18 protein-coding genes are annotated in these 19,567 nt (G+C 61.9%); 11 read left to right on the top strand and 7 right to left on the bottom strand.

The window, feature by feature from the left end; translation table 11 throughout:
- Nucleotides 1-7: 7 nt before the first annotated feature.
- From F2P67_RS23085 to F2P67_RS23075, 3 genes are all read right to left on the bottom strand, one after another.
- Entirely contained in the window at nt 8-556 is a 549-nt protein-coding gene (locus F2P67_RS23085) for a cytochrome b (RefSeq protein ID WP_166224174.1), read from the bottom strand.
- Between the two features lie 190 nt (nt 557-746).
- The gene (gene phnX / locus F2P67_RS23080) at nt 747-1,574 is read right to left on the bottom strand and encodes a phosphonoacetaldehyde hydrolase (RefSeq protein WP_166224171.1); all 828 of its coding nucleotides are present in this window, start codon (nt 1,572-1,574) and stop codon (nt 747-749) included.
- Between the two features lie 140 nt (nt 1,575-1,714).
- Nucleotides 1,715-2,824 (bottom strand): 2-aminoethylphosphonate--pyruvate transaminase, encoded by a 1,110-nt coding sequence (locus F2P67_RS23075; protein WP_166224168.1) that lies wholly within the window; start codon nt 2,822-2,824, stop codon nt 1,715-1,717.
- A gap of 112 nt (nt 2,825-2,936) precedes the next feature.
- Between F2P67_RS23075 and F2P67_RS23070 the strand changes: the two genes are divergently transcribed.
- Nucleotides 2,937-3,797 (top strand): LysR substrate-binding domain-containing protein, encoded by an 861-nt coding sequence (locus tag F2P67_RS23070; protein WP_166224165.1) that lies wholly within the window; start codon nt 2,937-2,939, stop codon nt 3,795-3,797.
- 51 nt (nt 3,798-3,848) lie between these two features.
- Here F2P67_RS23070 and F2P67_RS23065 read toward each other — a convergent pair whose 3' ends face one another.
- Nucleotides 3,849-4,721: a LysR family transcriptional regulator gene (locus F2P67_RS23065; protein ID WP_103305243.1), complete on the bottom strand. Its 873-nt coding sequence runs from the start codon at nt 4,719-4,721 to the stop codon at nt 3,849-3,851.
- A 281-nt stretch (nt 4,722-5,002) separates the two neighbouring features.
- On the opposite strand from F2P67_RS23065, the gene F2P67_RS23060 reads away from it, so the two are divergent.
- Together F2P67_RS23060 and F2P67_RS23055 are read left to right on the top strand one after the other, a co-directional pair.
- The gene (locus F2P67_RS23060; RefSeq protein WP_166224162.1) at nt 5,003-6,328 is read left to right on the top strand and encodes an MFS transporter; all 1,326 of its coding nucleotides are present in this window, start codon (nt 5,003-5,005) and stop codon (nt 6,326-6,328) included.
- A 71-nt stretch (nt 6,329-6,399) separates the two neighbouring features.
- The gene (locus F2P67_RS23055; RefSeq protein ID WP_166224159.1) at nt 6,400-7,791 is read left to right on the top strand and encodes an FAD-dependent oxidoreductase; all 1,392 of its coding nucleotides are present in this window, start codon (nt 6,400-6,402) and stop codon (nt 7,789-7,791) included.
- Nucleotides 7,792-7,801: 10 nt separating this feature from the next.
- Here F2P67_RS23055 and F2P67_RS23050 read toward each other — a convergent pair whose 3' ends face one another.
- The gene (locus tag F2P67_RS23050; RefSeq protein ID WP_166224156.1) at nt 7,802-9,187 is read right to left on the bottom strand and encodes a type VI secretion system Vgr family protein; all 1,386 of its coding nucleotides are present in this window, start codon (nt 9,185-9,187) and stop codon (nt 7,802-7,804) included.
- Between the two features lie 218 nt (nt 9,188-9,405).
- Between F2P67_RS23050 and F2P67_RS23045 the strand changes: the two genes are divergently transcribed.
- The gene (locus tag F2P67_RS23045; protein WP_166224153.1) at nt 9,406-10,110 is read left to right on the top strand and encodes a YebC/PmpR family DNA-binding transcriptional regulator; all 705 of its coding nucleotides are present in this window, start codon (nt 9,406-9,408) and stop codon (nt 10,108-10,110) included.
- 62 nt (nt 10,111-10,172) lie between these two features.
- Here the strand turns inward: F2P67_RS23045 and F2P67_RS23040 are convergent, their stop codons facing one another.
- Nucleotides 10,173-11,486, bottom strand: coding sequence for a protein kinase (locus F2P67_RS23040; protein ID WP_166224150.1), 1,314 nt, complete (start codon nt 11,484-11,486; stop codon nt 10,173-10,175).
- Between the two features lie 100 nt (nt 11,487-11,586).
- On the bottom strand, nt 11,587-12,717 hold the full coding sequence (zapE, locus tag F2P67_RS23035; RefSeq protein WP_166224147.1) for a cell division protein ZapE: 1,131 nt from the start codon (nt 12,715-12,717) through the stop codon (nt 11,587-11,589).
- A gap of 286 nt (nt 12,718-13,003) precedes the next feature.
- On the opposite strand from zapE, the gene F2P67_RS23030 reads away from it, so the two are divergent.
- The 7 genes from F2P67_RS23030 (at nt 13,004) to F2P67_RS23000 (ending at nt 19,482) form a co-directional block, all read left to right on the top strand.
- On the top strand, nt 13,004-13,525 hold the full coding sequence (locus tag F2P67_RS23030; protein WP_166224144.1) for a spore coat protein U domain-containing protein: 522 nt from the start codon (nt 13,004-13,006) through the stop codon (nt 13,523-13,525).
- 100 nt (nt 13,526-13,625) lie between these two features.
- Complete coding sequence (locus F2P67_RS23025; protein WP_166224141.1) at nt 13,626-14,159, top strand: Csu type fimbrial protein; 534 nt, start codon at nt 13,626-13,628, stop codon at nt 14,157-14,159.
- A 20-nt stretch (nt 14,160-14,179) separates the two neighbouring features.
- Complete coding sequence (locus F2P67_RS23020) at nt 14,180-14,716, top strand: Csu type fimbrial protein (RefSeq protein ID WP_166224138.1); 537 nt, start codon at nt 14,180-14,182, stop codon at nt 14,714-14,716.
- A 4-nt stretch (nt 14,717-14,720) separates the two neighbouring features.
- The gene (locus F2P67_RS23015; RefSeq protein WP_166224135.1) at nt 14,721-15,221 is read left to right on the top strand and encodes a Csu type fimbrial protein; all 501 of its coding nucleotides are present in this window, start codon (nt 14,721-14,723) and stop codon (nt 15,219-15,221) included.
- A gap of 34 nt (nt 15,222-15,255) precedes the next feature.
- Entirely contained in the window at nt 15,256-16,044 is a 789-nt protein-coding gene (locus F2P67_RS23010; RefSeq protein WP_166224131.1) for a fimbrial biogenesis chaperone, read from the top strand.
- 112 nt (nt 16,045-16,156) lie between these two features.
- Nucleotides 16,157-18,514, top strand: coding sequence for a fimbria/pilus outer membrane usher protein (locus tag F2P67_RS23005; protein ID WP_166224128.1), 2,358 nt, complete (start codon nt 16,157-16,159; stop codon nt 18,512-18,514).
- Nucleotides 18,511-19,482: a Csu type fimbrial protein gene (locus F2P67_RS23000; RefSeq protein WP_166224125.1), complete on the top strand. Its 972-nt coding sequence runs from the start codon at nt 18,511-18,513 to the stop codon at nt 19,480-19,482. Before F2P67_RS23005 ends, F2P67_RS23000 begins: the two co-directional genes overlap by 4 nt.
- Nucleotides 19,483-19,567: the final 85 nt, after the last annotated feature.

Genomic DNA, 19,567 nt, shown 5'->3' with positions numbered 1-19,567 from the left:
CTCTCTGTCAGCCGCGCTTGGGCATCATCCGCAACAGGGTGTTATCGCGCACCAGATAGTGGTGATAAATCCCCGCCAGTGCGTGCAGTCCGATCAACCAATAGCCGATCGTTGCCACCAACACATGCCAGTGCTCGACCTGCTTGGCGAAGGCCTTGTCCTCACTCACCAGCAGCGGCAGATCAAACCCGTAGAACATCACCTGATGCCCTTCGGCACTGGTGATCAGCCAGCCGAGAATCGGCATGCTGATCATGAACAGGTACAACGCCCAGTGCATTAGCCGCGCCAGTACGGTTTGCCATTGCGGCGAGGCCGGGAAAATTTTCGGTGCCGGGCCGATACTGCGCGCCAGCAAGCGAAACCACACCAGCACGAACACGGTCAGGCCGAGCATGTAATGCACTTCGCGGATCAGCGTGCGGCCGCCGCTGCCCTTGGGGAAGAGGCCGCGCAATTCCATGCTGGCGTACACCAGCACCAACAACACCAGCATCAGCCAGTGCAGCAGAACCGACACGGTGCTGTAACGCGACTCGGAACTTGTCCACGGCATACGGTGTTTCCTCACAGATCAGGGTTCAAACGTACCGTTCTTGAGCGACGGCATGCTTTAACTGTAATCCGCTTTGGCCGATTTGCCCGCGTCTGAAAAAGCTTTCACTGCGCGAAATCAGTGGTTTGCCCAAAAAAAACGCCAATGTCGTGCAGACACTGGCGTTTTTTGTTCGGCGCTGGCTGCGCGATCAGCTGCTTTGCGGCATCTCGCCGTTGGCCAGACGCTTGTTGATGTCGGCGATCACTTCCGGCAAATCAGTGATGGTGTCGATCATGTAGTGCGGGCGCGAACCTTCGAACAGCGCGTGGATACGCTTGCGTTCAATGGCCAGCTCATCGCTGCCCAGCGCGCGGAAGCCGGCGTAGTCCAGACCCAGCGCGTTGCCGGAGCAGATCAGTGCCACCGTCCACATCCCGGCGCGACGACCTTCGAGGATGCCCGGCACGGTGTCGTCGATCTTCACGCACGCTGCCACGTCATCAATGCCCAGTGCAATCACGTTGGCCAAGGCCTGAGCCGGCCACGGACGGCCATTCGGCACTTCGTCGGTGGCCACCACGTGGTCGGCGACGTAGCCGTTGCTTGCAGCCAGCTCGACGACTTTGTCCATCACCTGTTTCGGGTAGCCGGAGCACGAGCCGATCTTGATCCCCTGCTGACGCAGGTTGGCGATGGTCTCCAGGGCGCCGGGAATCAGCGCCGAATGTTCGGCAATCTTCTCGATTTGCAGAGGCATGAAGCGGTTGTAGATCGCGGTGACGTCATCGTCGGTCGGCGTGCGGCCGAATGCCTTGCGATAACGCTCGGCCACCTGCGGCTGATCGCACAGGGTGCGGATGTGATCCCACTTGCCCATGCCCATCGGCCCGCGAGCTTCTTCGATGGACACCTGCACGTCGAACTCGGCAAAGGCTTCGACAAAAATCTGCGTCGGCGCGAACGAGCCGAAATCGACCACGGTGCCGGCCCAGTCGAGGATCGCGGCTTGCAGCTTGTCTGGATTGGTGTAGTTCATGGCAAAAATTCCTCAGTTGGCAATGCGGTTGTTTGTGGGAGGGGGCTTGCTCCCGAAGGCGGTGTGTCAGTCGACATCGATGTTGAATATTCAGCCGCTTTCGGGAGCAAGCCCCCTCCCACAGGGATAGTTGGGGAGCGTTAAATCTCTAACACTTCCATCTCGCGCAGCACTTCGCCCACGGCCGCGACGGCCTGGCGCATTTCGTCCGGGCTGACGTGGCCGATGCAGCCGACGCGGAAGGTTTCGACCTGGGTCAGTTTGCCGGGGTAGAGGATGTAACCCTTGGCCTTGACCCGTTCGTAGAAGTCCTTGAACTGGTAGCGCGGATCTTTCGGGGCATGGAACGTGGCGATGATCGGCGCCTGAATCGCCGCTGGCAGAAAGCTGCGCAAACCGAGTTTGGCCATCTCTTCCATCAGCGCCTGACAGTTGGCGGCGTAGCGCGCATGCCGCGCCCCCAGTCCACCTTCTTCGTTGTATTGCAGCAGGGCTTCGTGCAGCGCCGCGACCACGTGGGTTGGCGGGGTGAAGCGCCATTGCCCGGTCTTCTGCATGTAGGTGTGCTGGTCGAACAAGTCCATCGCCAGTGAATGCGAATTGCCGGCGGCTGCGGCCAAAGACTCCTTGCGGGCAAACACGAAACCCATGCCCGGCACGCCCTCCAGGCATTTGCCGGAGGCGGCGATCAGCGCGTCGAACGGGACTTTTTGCGCATCCACCGGCAAGGCGCCGAAGGAGCTCATGGCATCGATGATCAGACGTTTGCCGTGTTGCTCAACAACGGCGGCAATCTCCGGCAGCGGGTTGAGGATGCCGGTGCTGGTTTCGCAATGGATCAGCGCGACGTGGGTGATGTTGCTGTCGGCGCGCAGCAGACGATCAACGTCGGCGGCGGTGGTCGGTTCGTCTTCAGCGGTTTCGAAAGTGCTGAACGAGCGGCCGAGCACTTCGCAGATTTTCGCCAGACGTTTGCCGTAGGCGCCGTTGATCAGCACCAGGACTTTGCCGTCGCGTGGCACCAGCGTGCCGATGGCCGCTTCGACGGCAAAGGTGCCGCTGCCCTGTAACGGCACGCAGTGGTGAGTGGCGGCGCCGTTGAGGATCGCCAGCAATTGCTCGCAAAGGCTGGCGGTCAGTTGATTGAAGCGGTCATCCCATGACCCCCAGTCGACCATCATCGCCTGGCGGGTGCGGGCCGAAGTGGTCAACGGGCCGGGAGTGAGCAGGATGGGTTCGGCGATACTCATTCGTGTGTCCTCGGATTGCGCTGGGGGATGAAGCTACGGGGCATACGTTGCAATTCGCCGTTGCATCAATCAAATTGTTTGTTGTTATGCCAGCCATCAGTGAGAGTTATTCATGAACTTGTTCCAGCTCCGCGCCTTTGATGCCGTGGCCCGCGAAGGCAGTTTCACCCGCGCCGCTGCGCGCCTGTTCATTAGCCAACCGGCGGTCACCGGGCACATCAAGGCGCTGGAGGAGCACTACCAGATCACTTTGCTGCGGCGTACCGCGCGACGAGTGGAGCTGACCGAGGAGGGCACCAAACTCGCCGCGATCACTCGGGCGATGTTCGGGCTGGCGGAAGAAGCGCAGACGATGCTCGAGGCCAACCGGCAGTTGCTGACCGGGCGTCTTGAGGTGGCGGCGGACGGCCCGCACATGGTCATGCCGATGCTCGCCAGTCTGCGGGCGCGCTATCCGGGGATCACGGTGAATCTGCGGTTGGGCAACGCTCAGGAAACGTTGGCGGCGTTGTTGTCCGAGCGCGCGGACGTGGCGGTGCTGACTGAGGTAGAGCCGCGCAAGGGCCTGCATTTGCAAGCGTTGAATGAATCGCGGATCTGCGCGCTGGTGCCGGCGGGGCATCCGTGGGCGGCGCGCTCTTCAGACGTCAAACTCAAGGAGCTGGATCAGGTGATCATGGTGTTGCGCGAACCGAGTTCGATTACCCGGCGCACCTTTGATCAGGCTTGTGCGCAGGCGTCGGTCAATCCACGGGTGTTGCTCGAACTGGACAGCCGCGAGGCGGTGACGGAAGCGGTGGCGGCTGAACTGGGGGTTGGGGTGGTGTCATCGGTGGAAGTCAGTCATGACCCACGCGTGGTGGCAATTCCGATTGTTGGCGAGGGATTGGTCAATCGGCACATGATCGGGTGCATGGAACGGCGGCGGGAGTTGCGCTTGATTCAGGCGTTTTTCGGATTGGCCCCCACCTGATAAACCGTGGTGCATTCATCGCTGGCTTGCCAGCGATGGGGCCGGCCCTGATTACACAAGGCTCTCGCGGACCATCTCGAGAAACGTCGCCACCACTCGCCGCGAACTCTGCTCGCGCAAGCACACCAATGTCTCGGTCAGGCGCCGGGTGCAATCGATGATCGGCAACGCGCACACCCGCGAATCCGCACCAAATTCCGCTGCCGAGACAACCCCGACACCAATCCCCACCACCACTGCCTCACGGGCCGCTTCCCGGCCCTCGACCTGAATCGCCGGGCGAATACGGAAACCGGCGCGGGCCATTTCCTCTTCCAGTGTCTGCCGCGTTACCGAACCGTGCTCACGCAACACCAGCGGCGTGTCATCCAGGTCCGCCAGGCAGATCGACTCGCGCTCGGCCCACGGATGATTGCGCGACACGAACGCCACCATCGGATCGTTGCGCAACGGCACGCAGAGCAAGCGTTCATCACTGACATCGCGCCCCAGCAGCGCCAGATCGGCTTGGTAATTGAACAGTCGAAACAGCGATTCATCGGTGTTGCCCGTCTCGATCTTCACGCTGATGCCCGGGTAGCGCTCACAGAACCGCGCAATCTGCGGCAACACATGCACCGGCGCGTCCACCGCCAGAATCAGGCTGCCGGTTTGCAGAGCCTGGGACTCCTGCAACAGCTCTTGGGCCTCGGCTTCAATCACAAACAGGCGCTGGGTGATCGCCAGCAAGCGTTCACCTAGATCGGTCAGGCGCACCGAACGTTTATTGCGATGAAACAGCAGAACGCCAAAGCGTTCTTCGAGTTTGCGCACCTGGTCGGATATCGCCGGTTGCGTGAGGAAAAGCCGCTCGGCGGCTTTGGTGAAGCTTCCGTGCACGGCCACGGCATGAAACGCTTTGAGCTGGGCGTGGGAGACAGACATGGTGGCTCCTGATCAATCGTCAGTAACAAGCTGAGCTTATGTGTGAAATACGATAAATCGATTTTATTTATTAAACAGTAATTGCTTTGATCCGCTCACGCCATCGCTGACTGCCCGGTCGGGCAGCGGGGCTGGCGATGAGCCTGTGCGTGCAACAGCAGGACTCATCTGACCGGTATCGCCATAGGGAAGGGGTGATATCGCAGTGCTCAACAATAAAAAACACAGGCGTTTACTTAACGATTCTGCCGGCACACTCACACCCTGAGGTCAGAACCACCATGAACAAGCACATCGGCACCATTGCGCGTTGGCGCATGCAGATTTTCGCGATCACCTGGCTGGCGTACGCCGCTTTTTACTTCACCCGCAAAGCGTTCTCGGTGGCCAAACTGGGCATTGGCGAAGACCCGACGTTCATGCTCGACAAGATGGCCATGGCCAACCTCGATGCGATCTATCTGGCGGCCTACGCCATCGGCCAATTCACTTGGGGCATGCTCGCCGACCGCTTTGGCCCAAGGGTCGTGGTGCTGGGTGGCTTGCTGATTTCCGCCGTGGCTGCGTTCGTGATGGGCAGCTTTGCGACACTGCCGATCTTCGCCACGTGCATGCTGATTCAGGGGCTGGCGCAGTCCACCGGATGGTCGGGACTGTGTAAAAACCTCGGCAGTTTTTTCCCTTCCGAACAGCGCGGGCGCGTGCTCGGGCTGTGGAGTTCCTGCTACGCCTTTGGCGGTCTGGTGGCGTCGCCGTTCGCCGGCTGGTGGGCGTATACGCTGGTCGGCAGCTGGCATGCGGCGTTTATCTCCAGCGCTGTGGTGGTCGCGGTGGTGGCGGTGTTGTTCTTTATCTTTCAACGCGACAAACCGGAAGACGTCGGCCTGCCGGCGGTAGAACCCGAACCGGAACTGAGCGCTGAAGAAACCGAAGCCAACAGCAAACTCAGTGTCTGGGAGCCATTGAAGGAGATTCTGCGCAACCGCACGGTGCTGGTGCTGGGGCTGGCGTATTTCATGTTGAAACCGGCGCGTTACGCGATTCTGCTGTGGGGGCCGGTGATCGTTTTCGAGCAAATGCCCAGCGTCGGCAAGGTCGGCGCGGCGATCATTCCCACCTCCTTTGAACTGGCCGGGTTGCTCGGACCCATCATGATCGGGCTGGCCTCGGACAAGCTTTTCGGCGCCCGACGCATGCCAGCCTGCGTGTTGAGTCTACTGGCGCTGACCGTAACGCTGGCGCTGTTCATGGGCGCCCTGCACACCGGCAGCGTGTTGCTGGTGGTTGCGTTGTTGTTCGTGATGGGCCTGACCCTGTACGGCCCTGACTCGATGATCAGCGGCGCGGCGGCCATCGACTTCGGCAAAGCCAAGGCTGGCGCCACGGCTGCCGGTTTCGTCAACGGCTGCGGCTCGGTCGGCGCGGTGCTGGGTGGTTTGCTGCCGGGTTACTTCGATTCGGTGACGGTGTTCATCGTCTTCGCCGGCTGCGCATTGTTCTCGGCGCTGGTGCTGATTCCGCACTGGAACAGTCGCCCGGTGGGTCTGATGGAGCCGCGCGCGTCCATTCCCAATTGCCGGCTCACGATCAAACCCCTGCGTTCCTGAAACCCTTTGCCTCGCGGCCTGCTGCGGCGTTCGCGGCAGGCTGTGTCGTGGCCATCTGACTGGAGAATCCCATGAGACCGTTTTGGCTGGAGCAGGCCCTGCAGGCCGATACGTCCGCGCCGTGCCCGCCGCTGCAAGGCGAAGTGCGAACCGATGTGTGCATCGTCGGCGGCGGTTACACCGGGTTGTGGACGGCGATCATGCTCAAGCAACAGAACCCCGAACTCGATGTGTTGTTGATCGAGGCCGACATTTGCGGCGCCGGCGCCAGCGGGCGCAATGGCGGTTGCGCGCTGTCGTGGTCGGCGAAGTATTTCACCCTCGAGCGCCTGTTCGGCGTCGAGGAAGCGGTGCGCCTGGTCAAGGAATCCGAGCGCAGCATCCACGCCATCGGCGAGTTCTGCGAACAGTACGGCGTCGATGCCGATTACCGTCTCGACGGCACGCTGTACACCGCCACCAATCAGGCGCAGGTCGGCTCGACCGACGCGGTGATCGCCGCGCTGGAGCGCAATGGCATCAACTCATTCACCCAGCGCCCAGTGGCCGATGTGCAGCGCATGGCCGGGTCGGGCAAACATCTGGAGGGCTGGTTCTCCCCGGCGGCAGCCAGCGTGCAACCGGGCAAACTGGTGCGTGGCCTACGCCGCGTGGCCCTGCAACTGGGGGTGAAGATTCACGAAAACACGGCAATGACCGGACTCGAAGAAGGCCGGCCCGCACGCCTTCAGACCGCCAGCGGCAGCGTGATTGCCGACCGCGTGGTGCTGGCGATGAACGCGTGGATGGCCCGCGCCTTTCCACAGTTCGAACGCAGTGTGGCGATTGTTTCCAGCGACATGCTGATCACCGAGCCGCGTCCGGATCTGTTGCAGGCGATCGGCCTGACCAGCGGCGTGACCGTGCTCGACTCGCGGATTTTCGTGCACTACTACCACAACACCCCTGACGGCCGGATCATGCTCGGCAAGGGCGGCAATACCTTCGCTTTCGGTGGGCGAATGCTGCCGGTGTTCGATCAGCCGTCGCCGTATGCCGATCTGCTCAAGCGCAGTCTTGGCGATTTTTTCCCGGCGTTTGCCGATGTGAAAATCGATGCGACCTGGAACGGCCCGTCGGATCGGTCGGTCACCGGTTTGCCGTTCTTCGGTCAGATGAGTGCCAGTGGCAACGTGTTTTATGGGTTCGGTTATTCCGGCAGTGGCGTCGGCCCGTGTCACATGGGCGGGCAGATCCTCGCGGCGCTGGTGCAGGGCCTCGACAACCCGTGGACGCGCTCACCGCTGGTCAACGGGCCGTTGGGTTATTTTCCGCCGGAGCCGATTCGTTACCTCGGCTCGTTGATGGTGCGCAACGCCATCCGCCGCAAGGAGCGCGCTGAAGATCACGGGCGCCGGCCAAGGCATCTGGACGTGCGCCTGGCAAAATTCGCCGCAGCGGCAGGTAAGGCTGACAAGGCCTGAGCCTGGGTGACTAAGTGCGGTTGAGCAGCCAGTCCAGCAGCAAACCGCTTTCCTGTGCCGGCGCAGTTTCGCGCGGTGTTGCGTCGCGTGGGTTGTCGTGGCACAGGATCGGTCGATCCGGATCGCCGTCGAGAAAACCTACCCAGACCTCGCTGCCCGCGCGAGGCAGTTGGTGGGCGGCGAGGCGGCCGCTGGCGTTGGTCAGTGCAATCGGCAGCCACATTTCGGCGGCAGCTTCCGTGGCGTGCGTGGGCCAAAGTGTCACGCCGATACGCCCGGCTTCATCCAGCTGTGCTGGATGCCCCGGTGCACCGAGCACCCGCGCCAGGTGGTAGCCCGGAATGCTGGGGCGCGGCTGTTTGAGCGCAGGGCGAAATTCGGTCGACCAAGGCTGGGCGATGAAGTCGTTGTGGTAGCGGCGCACGACAGGCGTCGGCTCGAGAATCGACGGTTGCTGGCCGTGGTGGTGCAGTTCGGTGAGCAGCCATTGCTCGTTGAAACTGCTGACCGGGTGCGCAACCACTTGCAGCAAGTGGCCACTCATCAACCCGCTGCAATCGCTGCGGCCATGGATTGAGCGGTATTGGCAGCGTTGCCGTTCGAGGTGACGGCGACTGCGTTGTTCGGCGTGGCGCTGTTCGACCGACACCGACTGCCGTTCGGGTTTGCCCACCGGCTGATTGGCGGCGTCCTCAGCGGTCGCTGGCCGTCCGCGATTGCGCACGGCGCGTGGCGGCATGACGGCGATCGCATCGTGGCGCTGAAACAGAGCGCTAATGCCGGGTGACACGGCGTCCGTGTCTGTCAGGAACGGAATCAGCGTCGGTTCCTGCGGCAGGGTCAGGCTGTCGTCGGCAAACACCAATACATGCCGGGTTGCTCGCTGTTCGAAATGAAAGTGAATGCCTTCCTCTTCGCACAAGCGTTGCAGCCACGCCAGATCGCTTTCTTCGTATTGAATGCAAAAAGGTCGGGGCGGGTATTGCCCCACAGTCAGGTCGATGCGGTAACTGTCGGCGGGCAAGCCATTGTCGATGAGCAACTGCTCAAGGATTGCCGGCACACTCAGGTGTGTAAACACCCGGCGTTTGTCCGGCTGCGCCAGTCGTTGCAAGTGCGGCACCAGCACCAGTCGATAGCTGATGCGGTGCGAGCCCAGATGCTCGCAACTGGCGCTGTGAATGCTGCCGTGAAACCCGTGCGCTGCGTCCAGACGCAGAAACGCCGGTTGGTGCAGCAGTGTGGCTGGCGTCAGGGCCGGGGCCACGCCAATCACTTCAATCTCGAAACGGTAGGGCTGATTGAGTGCTTCCTGACCGCTGAAGCGCAGGACTGCCAGACTGATGGCGCTGTCAGTCAGGGTCAGGGTGAAAGGGCTTTCCTTGTCATTGAGCATTTCAACAGGCTCTGTAGGCATACGGACGGCAGAGAGTACGAAACCGCAGGGCTGAATGGTTATGGCAAACCGTTTTTTCAGAATCGCCCTACAAGGTCTGTTGAATATGTCGATTCAGCATTGGAATTTTTGGTCGATTGCCGACTTTTTGCCGTATAAACTTGGCGCCACGCGTCGGCCAATAGATGTCTCGGCGCCACAGATCAAGAGAGTGAGTAATGGGCGCACAGTGGAAGGTTAAACACAAAGAAGCGGCAGCCAACGCCAAGGGCAAAATCTTCGGCAAACTGGTGAAAGAAATCACCATCGCTGCCCGCAACGGTGCCGATACCGCCACCAACGCACACCTGCGTCTGGTGGTCGAACAGGCCAAGAAAGCCTCGATGCCGAAAGAAACCCTGGACCGCGCGATCAAGAAGGGCGCGGGCCTGCTGGGCGAGACCGTGCAGTACCATCGCGTGACCTACGAAGGTTTCGCCCCGCACCAGGTGCCGCTGATCGTCGAGTGCGTGACCGACAACATCAACCGCACCGTCGCGGAAATCCGCGTGGCGTTCCGCAAGGGCCAACTGGGTGCATCCGGTTCGGTGGCGTGGGACTTCAACCATGTCGGCATGATCGAAGCGACGCCGGACACGCCGGACGCCGATCCGGAAATGGCCGCCATCGAAGCCGGTGCCCAGGATTTCGAGCCGGGCGAAGACGGCGCCACATTGTTCCTGACCGACCCGACTGACCTCGACGCCGTGCAGAAAGCCCTGCCTGAGCAAGGCTTCACCGTGTTGTCGGCCAAACTGGGCTATCAGCCGAAAAACCCGGTCAGCGGTTTGAGCGACGAGCAAATGGCTGAAGTCGAAGCGTTCCTGGAAGGCCTCGACAACCACGACGACGTGCAGGACATGTTTGTCGGTCTGGCGGGTTAATCTGCTTTAGAACTGACCCTGTGGCGAGGGAGCTTCCTCCCTCGCCACAGGGTTTGTATGAGTTACATGGTTCGCAATTGCTTTACGACCTCAGCGAACCCCGGCCGCGTCAGCACATCAGGCTGACAGCAGCGGCGTTCCAGATCTTCCAGTGCATCACGCTGCGCGTCGCTCAACCCCAAGTCGATTCGCGCCAGCAATTCCCCCAGCAAAATCCCGAACGCCCGCACCTCGATGCGTTGCAGCGCTTGGGTTTCCAGGCTGTCCGTCGTGGCGTGAAACGAGGCGCCGCCAAAGTCTCCGAGCAGGCACTCGCCTTGATCGTTCAGCAGAATATTGTGCCCGTAGAGATCGCCGTGGGTGATGCCTTGCTGATGCAGGTGTTCTGCCGCCGAGGCGATGCCTTGGGCGATCTTCAGCGCCACTTCGGCGCTAAAACGGCATTCCTCTGCGTAAACATCCCGTGAGCACGAGTCCAGGCTTGGCAGCCCGGCCAGATTGCGATAACTCGGATCAATCAATTGCATCACCAGCCCCTGCTGCCCGTAGGGATGGCCGTGAATGCGACCTTCAACGCGGATCAGGTTCGGGTGCATACCGGCGGTGATGCACGCATTCATCTCGTGCAGCGGCGAGCCGTCGCTGGTCATTTCACCCTTGTACAGTTTGACCGCGACCGGTTGCTCCGAACCATCGGCACGTCGCCAGCCAGCCCGGGAAATCACTCCGGAAGCGCCTTCGCCGAGTCGCTGCTCAAGACGCAGCGACGACCATTCGATCAGCGGCGTGGCTTCCAGGGCGGCGTGATCGGCCTCGGTTTCCAGCGGATTGCCGGCGTAGGCCAGCCACGTCAGGCTCGGCAGGGTCAGCAGCCACTGCGGCAGCGCGTCGAAGCGGTTGGCGGCGATGCGCAGTAACTCCAGACGATGGCATTGGCTGAGGGAGGGCGGCAGCGCTTTCAGGCAATTGCCGGCCAGCATGAGTTTTTGCAGATTCGGCCGCTCGCCGAGTTCCGGAGGCAGGGTTTCGATGCAATTGTCCGTCAGGATCAGCCAGCGCAGCAGCGGCGGCAGGGCAGCCGCCGGCACGTCGACAATACGGTTGGCCCTGAAGCCGATCATCGTCAGCGCCGCGCATTGGCCGAGGCAGGCCGGCAATTGGCTGAAGCGGTTGTCGGAGCAGAACAGCACGCGCAAACGGGTCAGGCGATGCAGGTCGTCCGGCAGGCTGCTCAGGGCATTGCCGCTGAGGTTGAGTATTTCGAGGGTGTTGGCCAGATCGAAAATTTCCGCTGGAAACTCGGTCAGCCCGCAAGACAGGTCCAGCCGCGTAATGCCCGACAACTCGCCGGCGCGCAATTGAGCAAGGGTATGCATGAAGGTCTTCGCAATAGAGAGTCGCTGGGAATGGGCGACATGATAACGGCAAAGTTGTGAAGAGAGGCTGTCCCGAACTCAAGCATGGTGGCAGCGATGATCAGGCAGGGTGATGGACTTCCTGCAACTGCCCCAGGCGGCTGCGCGTGCGGGCCAGGTCGATCACCTGACCCGCCAGGCTCTCGCGCAAGGGCAGATGCCCGAGCAACGTCAGGTGCTTGTCTTGGTCGTAAAGCACGTCGATCAGGTTGATGAAGCGCTGTTGCGCGGCCATCGAACAGTCGGCCAGCAGCGGCAGGTCGTCGATGATCCACTGGTCGAAGCGCCGACACAGCTCCAGATAATCCATGACTGCCGTCGGCTGTTCACACAGGTCGTTGAAGCTGAACGCCACGCGACGCCCCTCGCACAGGCGCACCTGAAAGCGCCGGGTGCCGACCGGCAGTGACAGCGGCGGCGCATCTTGTGGCGGCAGGTTCAGAGTCTGGCGCTGGGCCGGTGTGGCGGGCCACACGTAATGGCCCTGGGTAAACAGCTGATGGGCATGGTTGCGCGCATGGCTTCGAAAATCGTGTGGGCCACCCACTTCCATGACCTGCATGCAGGCGTTGATCAGTTCGATCACTGGTTTGAACCGGGCGTGATAGAGCGGGTTGGGCAGCAACCCTTCAGGCGCATAGTTGGACGTCACCAGCAGTAGAATGCCGCGCTTGAACAGCGCCTTGAACAAACGGGTGATGAGCATCGCGTCACCGATGTCATGCACATGAAATTCGTCGAAACACAGAACCCGGCATTCCTGCAGCAGTTCATCGAGCGTGACGGCAAGGGCGTCGTCCTGTTCGCGATGGCTGAACATGCCTTGATGCAATTGCGCGAAAAACTCATGGAAATGCAGGCGCCGCTTTTGCGTGATCGGCAGCGCCTGAAAAAAACCATCCAGCAACCAGCTCTTGCCGCGCCCGACGGCACCGTACAGGTACAGGCTCGGCGGGGTTTCCGCCGAGGCACCGAGCAGCAGACTGGCCTGTTGCGCCATGCAGTCGATGACCCGCTGCTGGCTATGGCTGAGGGTGTAACCCTGACTACTGGCCTTGTGGCGGAAATAATCGCGAACCGCTTGCGCGCTGGCATCGTGCCCGGCACTCGCCGGCAGGCCTTTGCCGAACAGGCGGCGCAACGCCGGCCAGCGCTGGCTCAGGCGCGATCTTTGTGGTGGGCGGTCGGGCACCGAGGGAGTCTCCGGATTCATCTGACCAGCGCCCGGGAGCGCGGCGACACAGTGTAACCAGACGCGCGGCCGGTCTTCCACCGCGCGACGGCAACGGTGGGCGATCAGTGAACGGATTCGTGTGCTGTTTGCAGCCATTTTCAGCGACATATTTCCGCGCGTTGCCAACCTTTCGAAACATATCCCGGCAGATCCATGGATCCAATCGACTGGCGGATTCGTCGTCCGTTGCTAACCTCAAGCTCAGTAACGACAGCGCAAGCGATCACTGACAAGGAATCGGGCAGTGAATGGATGGGTGGTTACGGGCCTGCTGGGTGTGCTGGTTGCGCCTGCCTACGCGGCGGATCTTCAGGTCGAAGTACGCGTCGATGTGCAGCGCGGCTGCCAGTTGATCGGTCAACCGCGTGAGGCCGGGATCGAACAACTGGGCGTACTCGATTTCGGCAGTACGGCACGACTCGACGACCCGGCCGGGCCATTGGGCGCAGCGTTGCTTAATCAACGTTTGCCACGGCTGGAGTGCAACCCGGATACGCCGTATCAGATGCGCGTCGATGGCGGCCTGCACGGCGGGGTCGGTGAAGTTCGCTACATGGCCGGGACAGCGGGCAGCCAACCGATTCCGTATCGCCTCTACCAGGACGCCGCGCGACGGCTGCCACTGGTGGTGAACGTGCCGGTCAGCGGGCGCGTACCGGACACCGGTACGGTGGATTTGCCACTGTATGCGCGGATCGAACCGTTGGCGCAAGTGCCACAGGCCGGGCGTTATTCCGATCTGGTCAAGGTCACGGTGACCTGGTGATCGGAGGGTTCAGGCAGTTGAGCAGTCGCGGTGTGTAGCAAAGCAGCGTTCATTGATGAGCGCGATGGATGGAGTCACTGAAGGAGTAGGGACGGGCGCAATGGCAGGCAAGCACTGGATGGTCATGGCGGCAGGTACGCTGGCGTTACTGGCGGACGATGCGCAAGCGGCGGTCAGCGGGCAGATTCATGCGCGGCTGATCCTGATTGCCGGCTGCGAAGTGAGCAATACCTCCGATCCCGCCAGCCCGGTCAGCGACCTGGGCAAACTCGATTTCGGCCTGCAGGGGCCGACCTGGAACGCGCCGATCAAAGCCAGCCTCGACGGCGACAGCAGCGGCAAACTCAACGTAGCCTGCAACCCTTCCGTCACCGGCTTCACCGTCACCATCGATGGTGGTGCCCATGGCGACGGCAACACCCGGCGCCTGAGCAACGGCCGTCAGACCATTCCCTATCAACTGTTCCTCGACGCCTCCGGCGCGCAGAGCTACAGCATCGGTCAACAACACAATTTCGCTGTCACCAGCGGTGCGCAGATACCCATTCCGGTGTTTGGCTCGGTGGTGGCGAATACCCGCGCGGTTCCGGCGGGTGTCTATACCGACACCCTGACGGTGACGCTCGACTGGTAACCCCGTAGAGGACGGACACCATGCGTACGTTTGCATCAAGGATAGGTTTGTCATTGCTCGGCCTGACGCTGGCGGGCAGCGCCCATGCTGCCACCACGGTCACTGGCCAGATCACCTCGAGCCTGACGCTGATCAGCAGTTGCCAGGTCAACGGCGCCGGCGGATCGAGCGGGCTGAATTTCGGTGCATTGAACTTCGGCACCGCCAACAGCCTGTTCACCACGGCCACCGGGCAAGTGTTGGGCGGTGGTGGCGGGGCGCTGTCGATTCTCTGTTCCAGCGGCACCACGCCAACGGTGAAAGTGCGCGCCGGCGCCAACGACGGCAAATCGCCGGGCGGTACTCGCGCGCTGTACGACGGCGTCGCCAACTATGTGCCTTACGACCTGTACACCGACGCCGGGCATTCGCAGCTGTTGGCGATTGACGGCACGATCAATCTGGCCGCCAGCACGGGCGTCGCGCAGACGGTGAACATCTACGGTCAGGCGGTGGGCAAGGCCGGTCTGCCGGCGGGGACTTACACCGACACCATCGCTGTTGAACTGACGTTCTGATGCCATGCGCCGTCAAGTCTGCGCCGCGTTACTCCTGCTCTGTGCGGGCAGTGCGCCGCTGCCGCTGACGGCGGCGACCAGCCAGAATTTTCAGGTCAGCGCCACGGTCACGGCAGGCTGTCTGGTGGTGGGCGGAGTATCGAACTATGGCGGGCTGAACTTCGGCTCACGTTCAGCACTGGCCACCGGCACCGTGCAGGTCGCGTTGACCGGTGGCGTGCAGTTGCAATGCACGCCGGGGGTGACGTTGAACATGAGCGTCGATGGCGGGCAGTACAACAGCAGCGGCCGGCACATGCAGATCAGCAGCGGCAGTGCGCGCGTGGCGTATGCGCTGTTTCGTGACGCGGCGTACAGCCAGAGTCTGGGCATCGGTCAGAGTGTGGCGGTGGCTTACAGCGACGCAAACAACATCAGCCTGCCGATTTACGGGCAGGTGCAATTGCCGGGCAATCAGCCCGGGGGGACGTACAGCGACGTGTTGCAGGTGCAACTGTCGTGGTGAGACAAACTCTGGATGGCCGACAAGGAGCAGGTGTATGGGGTGTTTCATGTCACGGCGTTCGTTGGGGAATTGCGCACTGGCGGCACTGCTCCTGTTCGGAGCGAATCACGCGCAGGCCGCCAGTTCGGTACTGATCTGGCCGATTGACCCGGTGCTGGAAGCCGATCAGCAGGCCAGTGCACTGTGGCTGGAAAACCGCGGCAGTGAAACCGCCAATCTGCAGATCCGCGTATTCGGCTGGAGCCAGAGCGGATTCGAAGAGCAATACCAGAATCAGCGCGATGTCATCGGCAGCCCGCCGGTGGCGAAGATCGAACCGGGGCAGAAACAACTGGTGCGTCTGACCCGGACCAAAGAAGTGCCACCGGGCCAGGAGCTGGCCTACCGGATCATCATCGATGAAATTCCTGCGGCGCAACCGCCCTCCACCGAGGCTGGCAAGACTGCCGCGGCGATTCGTTTTCAGATGCGTTATTCAGTGCCGCTGTTCGCCTACGGCGCCGGGCTGTGGAGCAAGGAAGACAGCACCCGCCCGCGCGACCCCAAAGGCGTGGGCCTGCCGCAATTGAGCTGGCGCACGGTGGCGGTGGACGGCAAGCCTTACGTCGAAGTGCGTAACCAGGGTGCGGTGCATGCGCGGTTGACCGACGTGACGATCAAACAGGCCGGGCAAAACAAGCCGCTGGCAGAGGGCTTGCTCGGTTATGTGCTGCCGGGTGCGGTGATGCGTTGGCCGGCACCAAGTGGCCTGGCGGGGGATTCGGCGCTGCAGGTGCGGGTCAATGGCGCGCCGCAAGTGCAGAGCATCACCCCGGCCCGGTAGCGGAGGTCGGCAGGCTTTTGTGGCGGTAGGGTTTCTGTGGTGAGGGGTTGCGCCGGAAATACTCGGGTGTGACGCAAGGAGGATCCAGTCCAGTGACGGACCTAGTACGCGTATGAGTCCGGGATGGGCTCGCCGTTTCCAGCGTCCGTTGTGGTTGATGACCGGCGCGTGTTGCCTGATGTTCGTTCATCCATCCGGGGCCGGGGAACTGCCGCCGCCTCCCAGCGGCATGGAGGCCGTGAGTGATGCTCAGTTGTTTCTGGAACTGGTGGTCAACCAGATGAATACCGGGCGCGTGATCGCGGTGGCGCAGCGCGGTGGAAGGCTGTTTGTGCCGACCACGGCTTTGCATGAAACCGGCATGAAACTCCCGGAAAATGTCGGCGCCGAGGTCGAACTCGATAGCCTCAACGGATTACACAGCGAGTACGACAGCGTCGGCCAGCGCCTGCTGCTGGACGTGCCGCCGGACTGGTTGCCGGAGCAGTTCATCGGCAATCGCCAGGCGTACCCGCGCACCCCGGCGCTGAGCAGTTTCGGCGCGCTGTTCAACTATGACCTGTACCTCAACGACACCGACGATGCCGGCACTTATCTGGCGGCGTGGAACGAGGTGCGGCTGTTCGACAGCTGGGGCACGCTGTCCAACACCGGGCAGTACCGACGCACCTTGTCCGGTGATTCGCTGAGTGCAGTGGACAACGGATATCTGCGATACGACACGACGTGGCGATATTCCGATGACGAGCGAATGCTCACTTACGAGGCCGGCGATGTGATCAGCGGGGCCTTGCCGTGGAGCAGTTCAGTGCGTCTGGGCGGCGTGCAGTTCTCCCGCGACTTTGCCGTACGCCCGGATCTGGTGACCTATCCACTGCCGCAATTTGCCGGTGAAGCGGCGGTGCCGTCCTCGGTGGATCTGTTCATCAATGGCTACAAATCCAGCAGCGCCGATCTGCAACCGGGGCCGTACACGCTGACCAATATTCCCTTCATCAACGGCGCCGGTGAAGCCGTGGTGGTGACCACTGATGCGCTGGGCCGGCAGGTGTCGACCACGGTGCCGTTCTACGTCACCAGCAGTTTGCTGCAAAAGGGCTTGAGCGATTTTTCCGTGGCTGCCGGTACATTGCGTCGCGACTACGGCTTGAAGGATTTCAGCTACGGCACCGGTGTGACCTCCGGCAGTCTGCGTTATGGCGTCAGCGACAGTTTCACTCTGGAAAGCCATGCCGAAGCCTCCGACTCGCTGACCCTGGGTGGCCTCGGCGGCAACCTGCGGCTGGGCAACTTCGGTGTGCTCAACAGTGCCATTAGCCAGAGCCGTTTCGACGGCGACGGTGGCGAACAATTGAGCCTCGGTTATCAGTACAGCAATCAGCGTTTCAGCTTTTCGTACCAGCGCCTGCAGCGGCGTGATCAATACGCTGACCTGACCGTGGTCGACAGCCCTTACATCAGCCTCAGCCGGCGCAGCGAACAGGCGACTCTGAGCCTCAATCTCGACCGTTGGGGCAGCCTCGGCGCCGGTTACTTCGATGTTCGCGCAGCGGATGACTCGCGTACGCGACTGCTCAACCTGAGCTGGAGCAAACCACTGTGGCGCAACAGCAGTTTTTACCTGTCGGCCAACCGCGAGATTGGCGACAGCAACTGGGCAGTGCAGGCGCAACTGGTGATTCCGTTCGACCTGCGCGGCAGCCTGGCGATCAGCAGCGAACGCAGCAAGACCGGGCAAACCCAGCAGCGCGTCAACTACAGTCGTTCGGTGCCGACCGAGGGCGGGGTCGGTTTCAACCTCGGTTACGCCAAGGGTGACGGCGCCGATTACCGTCAGGCCGACGTGACCTGGCGCCTGCAATCGGTGCAGTTGCAGGCCGGGGTTTATGGCACCTCCGACGCCGAAACCCGTTGGGCCGATGCCAGTGGCTCGCTGGTGTGGATGGATCGACAGGTGTTCGCCGCCAACCGTATCGATGACGCTTTTGTGGTGGTGAGCACCGATGGTTTTGCCGACATTCCGGTGCGCTACGAAAACCAGCAAGTGGGGCAGACCGATAAAAACGGTCACCTGCTGGTGCCATGGAGCAGCGCTTACTATCGCGGCAAATACGAAATCGACCCGCTGAACCTGCCGGCCAACGTGCGCAGCCCGAACGTCGAGCAGCGCATCGCCGTGCGGCGTGGCAGCGGCTATCTGCTGGAATTCCCGCTGAACCGGGTGATTGCCGCGAGCATCGTGCTGGTTGATGCGCAGCAACGGGAGTTGCCGCTGGGCGCGGGCGTGCTGCATGAGCAAAGCGGCGCGCGCACCGTGGTGGGTTGGGATGGCCTGGTGTATCTGGAAAACCTGCAGGTGCAGAATTCGCTGCAGGTGACGCTGGCGGACGGCAACACCTGCAAAGTGCAGTTCGACGTCGACATCAATCAGAATCAGGTGCCGCTGATTGGCCCGCTGGTGTGCCAATGACCGCGGCGCGGCTGGGCCTGTGGCTGACGTTGATGCTGCCGGGGGCGGCGCAGGCCTTGTGTTCGGTGGTGCCTACGACGCCGGCCGCGTTCGGTTCGATCAGTTCGATTGCCGTGCGCACCACCTCGCAACCCAGCTCTACGCTCAATGGCGGGTTGAGTTGCACGGGGTCGCTGCTGTCGCTGCTCACCAGCAATGACCACTTCTGGGGCACCGTCTCCTCGACCCAGAGCGGGCTGCTTGGGCCGACCGGCGATGTCATCAGTTACACGGTCTACGCCAACAACAGCACCAGTTATCCGCTGACTCGCGGCACGGCCTATGACTTCGCCCGCAACGGCATCATTGATGCGTTGGGGCTGCTGGGCGGTTCGACGCCGAAAACCGTGCCGCTCTATTTAGGCACGACCATTGGCAGCAACGTCGCAGCGGGGGTGTACACCGAAACCCTGAGCATCTTCTGGAACTGGAATTACTGTTCGGGGATTGGTGTGGGCAGTGTGTGCCTGGGTCGCGACATCAACAGCGGCACTACCACGCTCACGGTGAATCTGACCGTCTCCAACGATTGCACAATCACGGCGCCGAACATCGCGTTCGGCAGCGCGCCGGTGATCAGCGCTTTTACCCCGGTGACCGGGCAGACGATCAACCTGGCCTGCACCAAGGGTAGCGCCTACACCGTGGGCCTGAGTGACGGGCAAAACGCCGTGAGTGCAGGCGGGCGGCGGCGAATGATTTCCGGCAGCAACTATCTGGCCTATGACATTTTCAAAAGTGCCGGCACCACGCGCTGGGGCAGTGTGGGTGCGGCGCGTCGGGCGAGTAGCGATGCCGAGGTCAATCCGGGCAACGGGCTAGGGACTGGCAGCCAGATTTTCAATTACAACGCGAAGATTTATACCGACCAGACCACACCGCCGGCGGGGACGTATCTGGACAATGTGGTGCTGGATGTAGGGTTCTGAACCTTGCGCCGACTGCTTGTGGGAGCGGGCTTGCTCGCGAAAGCGGAGTGTCAGCCAATACAAATATCGCCTGACACGACGCCTT

The organism is Pseudomonas atagonensis (assembly GCF_011369485.1).
GTDB classification, from domain to species: domain Bacteria; phylum Pseudomonadota; class Gammaproteobacteria; order Pseudomonadales; family Pseudomonadaceae; genus Aquipseudomonas; species Aquipseudomonas atagonensis.
The sequence above is the reverse complement of the archived record's forward strand: the minus strand, read 5'-3'. Positions and strand labels throughout refer to the sequence as shown.

Bases quoted from the DNA above. Each gene is read 5' to 3' on its own strand.
- F2P67_RS23085 (WP_166224174.1), bottom strand. From the start codon at position 556: ATGCCGTGGACAAGTTCCGAGTCGCGTTACAGCACCGTGTCGGTTCTG.
- phnX (WP_166224171.1), bottom strand. From the start codon at position 1,574: ATGAACTACACCAATCCAGACAAGCTGCAAGCCGCGATCCTCGACTGG.
- F2P67_RS23075 (WP_166224168.1), bottom strand. From the start codon at position 2,824: ATGAGTATCGCCGAACCCATCCTGCTCACTCCCGGCCCGTTGACCACT.
- F2P67_RS23070 (WP_166224165.1), top strand. From the start codon at position 2,937: ATGAACTTGTTCCAGCTCCGCGCCTTTGATGCCGTGGCCCGCGAAGGC.
- F2P67_RS23065 (WP_103305243.1), bottom strand. From the start codon at position 4,721: ATGTCTGTCTCCCACGCCCAGCTCAAAGCGTTTCATGCCGTGGCCGTG.
- F2P67_RS23060 (WP_166224162.1), top strand. From the start codon at position 5,003: ATGAACAAGCACATCGGCACCATTGCGCGTTGGCGCATGCAGATTTTC.
- F2P67_RS23055 (WP_166224159.1), top strand. From the start codon at position 6,400: ATGAGACCGTTTTGGCTGGAGCAGGCCCTGCAGGCCGATACGTCCGCG.
- F2P67_RS23050 (WP_166224156.1), bottom strand. From the start codon at position 9,187: ATGCTCAATGACAAGGAAAGCCCTTTCACCCTGACCCTGACTGACAGC.
- F2P67_RS23045 (WP_166224153.1), top strand. From the start codon at position 9,406: ATGGGCGCACAGTGGAAGGTTAAACACAAAGAAGCGGCAGCCAACGCC.
- F2P67_RS23040 (WP_166224150.1), bottom strand. From the start codon at position 11,486: ATGCATACCCTTGCTCAATTGCGCGCCGGCGAGTTGTCGGGCATTACG.
- F2P67_RS23025 (WP_166224141.1), top strand. From the start codon at position 13,626: ATGGCAGGCAAGCACTGGATGGTCATGGCGGCAGGTACGCTGGCGTTA.
- F2P67_RS23020 (WP_166224138.1), top strand. From the start codon at position 14,180: ATGCGTACGTTTGCATCAAGGATAGGTTTGTCATTGCTCGGCCTGACG.
- F2P67_RS23015 (WP_166224135.1), top strand. From the start codon at position 14,721: ATGCGCCGTCAAGTCTGCGCCGCGTTACTCCTGCTCTGTGCGGGCAGT.
- F2P67_RS23010 (WP_166224131.1), top strand. From the start codon at position 15,256: ATGGGGTGTTTCATGTCACGGCGTTCGTTGGGGAATTGCGCACTGGCG.
- F2P67_RS23005 (WP_166224128.1), top strand. From the start codon at position 16,157: ATGAGTCCGGGATGGGCTCGCCGTTTCCAGCGTCCGTTGTGGTTGATG.
- F2P67_RS23000 (WP_166224125.1), top strand. From the start codon at position 18,511: ATGACCGCGGCGCGGCTGGGCCTGTGGCTGACGTTGATGCTGCCGGGG.